General features: G+C 73.3%; 7 protein-coding genes. 4 read left to right on the top strand and 3 right to left on the bottom strand.

Annotation, left to right across the window (positions count from 1 at the left end; all coding sequences use genetic code 11):
* Positions 1-20 precede the first annotated feature (20 nt).
* Positions 21-689, bottom strand: coding sequence for an FMN-binding negative transcriptional regulator (locus tag DZG00_RS10815; RefSeq protein WP_119382236.1), 669 nt, complete (start codon positions 687-689; stop codon positions 21-23).
* A gap of 114 nt (positions 690-803) precedes the next feature.
* Positions 804-2,519, bottom strand: a complete 1,716-nt coding sequence (locus DZG00_RS10810) for an AMP-binding protein (protein ID WP_119382235.1) — start codon at positions 2,517-2,519, stop codon at positions 804-806.
* Positions 2,520-2,644: 125 nt separating this feature from the next.
* Between DZG00_RS10810 and DZG00_RS10805 the strand changes: the two genes are divergently transcribed.
* Positions 2,645-3,481 carry an alpha/beta fold hydrolase gene (locus tag DZG00_RS10805; protein ID WP_119382234.1) on the top strand — a complete coding sequence of 279 codons (837 nt, stop codon included), beginning with the start codon at positions 2,645-2,647 and terminating at the stop codon, positions 3,479-3,481.
* Positions 3,482-3,519: 38 nt separating this feature from the next.
* Here the strand turns inward: DZG00_RS10805 and DZG00_RS10800 are convergent, their stop codons facing one another.
* Positions 3,520-3,867 (bottom strand): LysR family transcriptional regulator, encoded by a 348-nt coding sequence (locus tag DZG00_RS10800; protein WP_119382233.1) that lies wholly within the window; start codon positions 3,865-3,867, stop codon positions 3,520-3,522.
* 127 nt (positions 3,868-3,994) lie between these two features.
* Between DZG00_RS10800 and DZG00_RS17470 the strand changes: the two genes are divergently transcribed.
* The 3 genes from DZG00_RS17470 to DZG00_RS10785 all read left to right on the top strand — a co-directional run.
* Positions 3,995-4,621, top strand: a complete 627-nt coding sequence (locus DZG00_RS17470; RefSeq protein WP_119382232.1) for a (deoxy)nucleoside triphosphate pyrophosphohydrolase — start codon at positions 3,995-3,997, stop codon at positions 4,619-4,621.
* Positions 4,622-4,735: 114 nt separating this feature from the next.
* The gene (locus DZG00_RS10790; RefSeq protein WP_119382231.1) at positions 4,736-5,842 is read left to right on the top strand and encodes a 2-keto-3-deoxygluconate permease; all 1,107 of its coding nucleotides are present in this window, start codon (positions 4,736-4,738) and stop codon (positions 5,840-5,842) included.
* A gap of 20 nt (positions 5,843-5,862) precedes the next feature.
* A partial coding sequence (locus DZG00_RS10785) for a four-carbon acid sugar kinase family protein (protein WP_199689812.1) occupies positions 5,863-6,473 on the top strand: 611 nt, incomplete at its 3' end.

The raw sequence follows: 6,473 nt of genomic DNA, 5'->3' as shown, positions 1-6,473 counted from the left end.
GCCCGCGAGGAGCAGCGCGCTCACGCGTCGACCCCGGCGGGTCCGGTCCCGGCACGCGACGCCGCGCGCCGCATCTCCGCGGCGAGCGCCGGGTTCGGGTACTCGGCGCCGTGCTCGAGCTCGTGCAGCACGCGCTCGAACACGTGCGCGGGCTTGTTCTGGCTGAGCTTCGCCTTGGCGACGACGCGGGTGGCGACGAGGCGGAGGCCGACCGTGCCCGCGCTGATCCGGGCGGCGTAGGCCGCGTCCTCGACCGTGCCCGCCATGCGACGCGGCTCCGGCATGCGGTCCTCGAAGCGGTCCACCAGCTGCCCGAGCACCCGCAGGTTCTCCTCGGGGCTCAGGATCTCGACCCGGCACGTGAGGTGCGCGCTGATGTGGTTCCAGGTGGGCACGGCCGGGTCGGCGTCGTACCAGCCGGGCGACACGTAGCCGTGCGGGCCCTGGACGATGACGAGCACCTCGCCGTCGGCGCCGTCGCGCTCGCCCAGCTCGTGGATGCGCTCGTCGGGGCGGCCCACGTGGGTGAGGAGCGTGAGGTCGTCGCGGTCGGGATCCAGCAGCACCGGGTAGTGCGAGGCGACGAGTCCGGCTCCCGTGCCGCTGACGATGGTGGCCCACGGGTTCTCGTCGACGAGGCGGCGGATCTCGGCCACGTCCTCGAGCGCGAACGACGGGTTCTCCCTCACCGGGCGGCCCGCCGCGGGTCGAGGGCGGTCGGGGAGGCGAGGGGCATGACGGGATGCTACCGGCCGCCGCCACCCGCTCCGATCACCACCGGGCGGCCCGGCGGCGGGACGGGCTCAGCGCGCCCGCAGCCCCGGGAACTGGTCGTCGCGCCACTCCCCCGCGAGCCGCTCGCCCGCGTCGGCCGCCTCGACCTCGCGCTGCCGCAGCTCGACGCGCCGGATCTTCCCCGACGCGGTCTTCGGCAGCTCGCCGAACTCGACGCGGCGCACGCGCATGAAGGCCGGGCTCTTCTCCCGCGCGTGCCTCAGCACGGCGAGCGCGGTGTTCGCGTCGGGCTCCCACCCGGCCGCGAGGTGCACGTACGCCTTCGCGACGTTGAGGCGCACGTCGTCGGGCGCGCCCACGACCGCGGCCTCCGCGACGGCCGGGTGCTCGATGAGCACGCTCTCGACCTCGAACGGGGAGACCTTGTAGTCGGAGGACTTGAAGATGTCGTCGGTGCGGCCGATGAAGGTGATCGTCCCGTCGGCGTCGCGCCGGGCGACGTCCCCCGTGTGGAAGTACCCGTCGCGCTGCGACTCGGCGGTGCGGGCGTCGTCGCCGAGGTAGCCGGCCATGAGGTTGACGGGCCGGGTGGTGAGGTCGAGGCAGATCTCGCCCTCGTCCGCGGGCTGGCCGGTGACGGGATCCACGAGCACGAGGTCGACGCCCGGCAGCGCGGTGCCCATGGAGCCCGGCACGACGGGGTCGCCGGGCGCGTTGGCGACGATGGCCGTGGTCTCGGTCTGGCCGTAGCCGTCGCGGATCGTGAGCCCCCACCACTCCTCGATGCGCGCGATGACCTCGGGGTTGAGCGGCTCGCCCGCGGACATGATCTCCCGCAGCCTCCCCGGCCGCTCGCGGATCCCGGCCTGGATGAGCATGCGCCACACGGTCGGCGGCGCGCAGAACGTCGTGACCTCGGCCCGGTCGAGCTGCTCCACGAGCGCGTGCGCGTCGAACCGGGCGTAGTCGTGCACGAAGACGGTGGCCTCGGCGATCCACGGGGCGAAGAAGCAGCTCCACGCGTGCTTGCCCCAGCCGGGCGAGCTGATGGCGAGGTGCACGTCGCCGGGCTGCAGACCCAGCCAGTAGGCGGTCGTGAGGTGGCCGACCGGGTACGAGACGTGCGTGTGCACGACCATCTTGGGCTTCGACGTGGTGCCGGAGGTGAAGTAGACGAGCGCGGGATCCGTGGACGCGACCTCGACGCCCACGCGGTCGGCGGGCGCGTCGTCGGCGTCGCGGTAGTCGGTCCACCCGGCGGGCACGGGCGCGTCCCCGCTGGCGCCGATCGCGATGCGGGTGTACTCCCCCGGCACGTCGTCGAACACGGCCGTGTGGGCGAGGTCGGCGATGACGTGGCGCACGCCCGCGCGCTCCACGCGGTCCGTGAGGTCGGCGGATCCGAGGACGGTGGAGGTGGGCAGGATCACGGCGCCCGCCTTCATGATCGCGAGCATCGTCTCCCACAGCTCCACCCGGTTGCCGAGCATGAGCATGACGTGGTCGCCCTTCCGCACGCCCCGCGCCACGAACCAGGTCGCGACGCGGTCGGAGCGCGTGGCCATCTCATCGAAGGTGACGCTCCGCTCGGATCCGTCGCCCGCCACCACCCGCAGCGCGACCTTCCCGTTGCCGCGCGCGATCTCGTCGAACCAGTCGACCGCCCAGTTGAACGACTCCCCCACGTCCGGCCACCGGAAGCGCTCGACCGCGGCTGTCCGGTCGGTGCGCATCTCCTGCAGGAGGTCACGGGCGGCGCGGTAGGAGGAGTTGGCTCGGGTCATGGGTCCATCCTGCTGCCCGCGCCCGGGTGTCGGCGGCACGGGATCCGCTCGACCGCTCCGGATCGCCGACGGCTCCGAAGCAATCCAGTAGTGCACGAACTCATCTGCGACGGAAGGACGACCGCATGACCGAGATCACCGCCCACCACGGGCTCCTGAAGGACACGAACCTGCACGTCGACGACACCGGGGGCACGGGTCGCCCCGTGGTCCTGATCCACGGCTGGCCGCTCTCCGGCGAGTCGTGGAGCAAGCAGGTGCCCGCGTTCCAGGCCGCCGGCTTCCGCGTCATCACCTACGACCGCCGCGGCTTCGGCCGCAGCGACAAGCCGCTCACGGGCTACGACTACGACACCTTCGCGTCCGACCTCGACGCCGTGCTCACCGAGCTCGACCTCCGCGACGTCACGCTCGTCGGCTTCTCGATGGGCGGCGGCGAGATCGCCCGCTACATCGGGACCCGCGGCGAGGAGCGCCTGCGCAGCGTCGTCTTCGCCTCCGCGGTGCCGCCGTACCTGGAGAAGACCGACGACAACCCCGACGGCCCGCTCACGAAGGACGCCGCCGCCGAGATGACGGCCGGCCTCACCAAGGACGAGGACGCGTTCTACGACGAGTTCACGACCGGCTTCTACTCGGCGAACGGCGTGCTCAAGGTCACCGAGGCCGAGCGCCAGGAGGCCATCGCCCTCGCGCACCAGTCGAAGAAGCACGCGGCGCTCGCGTCGATGGCCGCATTCGCGACCACGGACTTCCGCGACGACCTCACGAAGGTCACCGTGCCGACGCTCGTCATCCACGGCGACAGCGACGCGACCGTGCCGTTCGAGGGATCCGGCGCGCGCACGCACCAGGCCATCACCGGCTCCGAGCTGCACGTCGTGAAGGACGCCCCGCACGGCGTCACGGTCAGCCACCCCGAGGAGTGGAACCAGGCCGTGCTGGAGTTCCTGAAGAAGTAGCACGCACCGTCACGCCGCAGGGGCGCTGGTCCGAGGGGTCAGCGCCCCTGCGTGCGCTTGTACGGCTTCGGCTGGCCCTTGACCACGGGCGCACGGCCCTGGCCCTTCGACGCCTTCGCCTTCCCGCCGGCCGGCGGCTTCGGCGCCTCGGGCGGGGTCGAGGGCTTCGCCAGCTCCTCGAGCGCCTCCTCGTAGGCCAGGCGGCCGGTCTTCGTCAGACGCGTCTCGGTGCTCTGCGGATCGAACACCGCCTTGCCGTAGTGATCCTCGACCGCGCGGATCGACGAGGCGAGCTTCGCGCGCGAGATGCCGAGCTGATCCGCCGCGTTCGGCAGGTGCAGCACCTCGGCCGCGACCACGAAGTGACGCTGGTGGCTGATCTTCACGGGTGGAGCCTCTCGTCGCGGCGGATGCCGGATGTCCCACGGTACAGGCCGGGTCGTGGCCGCCCGGGCGCGCGGGGCCGGGCCGGTAGCGTCGAGGAGGCGGACGGCGCCCACGGGGAGGCACGGAATGGCGGGACTCGAGGTGGTGGCGGCGGTCATGGTGCGCGACGGGCGCGCGCTGGCCTGCCGACGCGCGGCGCACAAGCCGGGTGCGGGCACGTGGGAGTTCCCGGGCGGCAAGGTCGAGCCCGGCGAGACGCCCGAGGCGGCGCTCGCGCGGGAGATCCGCGAGGAGCTCGGCGTCGTCGTGACCGTCGGCGCGCTCGTCGACCGCTCCGAGGTGCCCGTGGGCGACCGGGTGATCGACCTCGCCTGCTACCGCGTGGATCCGGTCGGGCCGCTCCCCACCGCGAGCACCGACCACGACGAGCTGCGCTGGGTGCCGCTCGGCGAGCTGGGCGCGCTCGGCTGGTCGGCGCCGGACCTGCCGGCCGTGCGGCGGCTGGTGGCGGAGGAGTCGTCCGCGTCCGGCGAGCCGGACTGGGTGATCGACCTCTCTGCGCCGCGCCCGCCGCGGGATCCGGAGCACGACCGCCACGCCGCGGCGCTCCAGGAGCTGACGCGGGGGCATCGCGTCGACCTGCCGGTGCTGGAGGACGCCGTCCGCGCCGCGCACCGGGCGGGGCTCGACGAGCACCGGATCGCCCAGGCCGCGGGGCTGACGCTGCAGCACGTGCGCGGGCTCCGGGCCTGACCTCGGCCGTTCCCGTTGACGCTCCTCGCAACGCGGAGCTAATGTAGGTACACCGTGTACGTACTCAATGTCGAGGGTGCGCGCGGGCCCGCCGACGATCAGAGGAGATCCGCCATGGCACCCGAACCCCTACCCACCAGCCGCGTCCCGTTGTTCGACGGGATGAACCGGATCCCCGGCGGGCTCATGCTCATCCCGCTGATCATCGGATCCGTCGTCGGGACCTTCGCGCCCGGCTTCCTCGACCTCGGCAACTTCACCACCGCGCTCTTCCGCGACAGCGCCCTGCCGCTCATCGGCATCCTGATCTTCGCGACCGGCATGCAGATCACCCTCCGCACCTCGGGTCCCGTGCTCGCGACGTCCGGCGTGCTGCTGCTGACGAAGTCGATCATCCCGGCCACGTGCGTCGTGGTCCTCGGCAACCTCGTCGGGCTCGACGGCCTGCTCGGGGTGTCGATCCTCGCCCTGCTCGTGAGCATGGACAACAGCAACGGCGGCATCTGGCTCGCGTTCACCGGCCGCTACGGCCGGGAGCGCGACCGCGGGGCGTACATCGCGAGCGCCGTCAACGACGGACCGTTCTTCTCGCTGCTGTTCCTCGGCGCGGCCGGCCTGGCGGACATTCCGTACACGCTGCTGCTCGCCGCGGTGATCCCGCTGCTGCTCGGCGTGATCGTCGGCAACATGGACGCGAAGTGGACCGAGGTCATGCGCCCGATCCCCAACATGGTCATTCCGTTCTTCGCGTTCGCGCTCGGCACCGGCATCGACCTCGGGAACGTGGTCTCGGGCGGGCTGTCCGGCATCGTGGTCGGCGTCATCGCGACCGTGTTCACCGGCACCGTCGCGTACCTCGGCTACCGCTTCCTGCTGCGCCGCGGCAAGGAGTCGGGCCTCGGCATCGCCTCGGCCACCACGGCGGGCAACGCCATCGCCACGCCCGCGATCGTCGGCGCGGCCGACCCGTCCTTCGCGCCCTACGTCGAGATCGCGACCGCGCAGGTCGCCTCCGCCGTGCTCGTCTCCGCCGTGCTCGCGCCGCTGCTCGCGGCATGGGTCCTCAAGCGCGAGGGCGGCATGAAGTCCATCGCGGACGACCGCGAGCGGGAGGAGACCGCGGCGGTCGCCGCCGCCGAGGCGTCCAGCGCATCTGCCGCCGCCGCAGCCCGCGAGGCACGGTCCGACGACCGCGGGACCCCCGGGGCGGGTCCCGCGTGACGGCCGCCGCATCGCCCGCGATGCCCCTGACGCAGCCGGATCCCGCGACGGCCGTGGGATCCGTGGCCATCGTCGCCGACGACCTCACGGGCGGCAACGACTCCGCCGTGCAGTTCGCCCGCGCCGGGTGGATCGCGCGGCTCGCCCTCGGCGACGCCGCCGAGCAGCACGGAGCGGACGGATCCGTCGTTGCCATCGTCACCGACGCCCGCGCGCTGGCCCCGGAGCGGGCCCGCGAGGCGACCGCGGCCGCCGTGTCCACGGCCGTCGAGAACGGCGACCGCCGGGTCTTCCTCAAGATCGACTCCACCATGCGCGGCTCCGTCGCCGACCAGGTCGACGGCGCGATCCGCGCCTGGAGCGCCCGCGAGGACGGTGCGTTCGCCGTCGTCTGCCCGGCCTACCCGGCGATGGGCCGCACCGTCGAGGCCGGTCGCCTGCTCGTCGACGGCGCGGGCGTCGAGACGACCTCCGTGGGTCGCGATCCCGTGACGCCCGTGCGCACGAGCGCGCTCGCCGAGCTCCTGCCCGGCAGCACGCACCTCGCCGCCGCTCCGCGGGAGGACGCGCGGGCGCTCGCCGAGCGCATCTCGTCCGGCGTCGCCGGCGGCGCGCGCGTCGTCACGGTCGA

Source organism: Clavibacter lycopersici (assembly GCF_003576405.1).
In the GTDB taxonomy this organism is placed as follows: domain Bacteria; phylum Actinomycetota; class Actinomycetes; order Actinomycetales; family Microbacteriaceae; genus Clavibacter; species Clavibacter lycopersici.
The sequence above is the reverse complement of the archived record's forward strand: the minus strand, read 5'-3'. Positions and strand labels throughout refer to the sequence as shown.

Coding starts and splice junctions, on each gene's coding strand:
- DZG00_RS10805 (WP_119382234.1), top strand. CDS start 2,645: ATGACCGAGATCACCGCCCACCACGGGCTCCTGAAGGACACGAACCTG.
- DZG00_RS10790 (WP_119382231.1), top strand. CDS start 4,736: ATGGCACCCGAACCCCTACCCACCAGCCGCGTCCCGTTGTTCGACGGG.
- DZG00_RS10810 (WP_119382235.1), bottom strand. CDS start 2,519: ATGACCCGAGCCAACTCCTCCTACCGCGCCGCCCGTGACCTCCTGCAG.
- DZG00_RS17470 (WP_119382232.1), top strand. CDS start 3,995: ATGGCGGGACTCGAGGTGGTGGCGGCGGTCATGGTGCGCGACGGGCGC.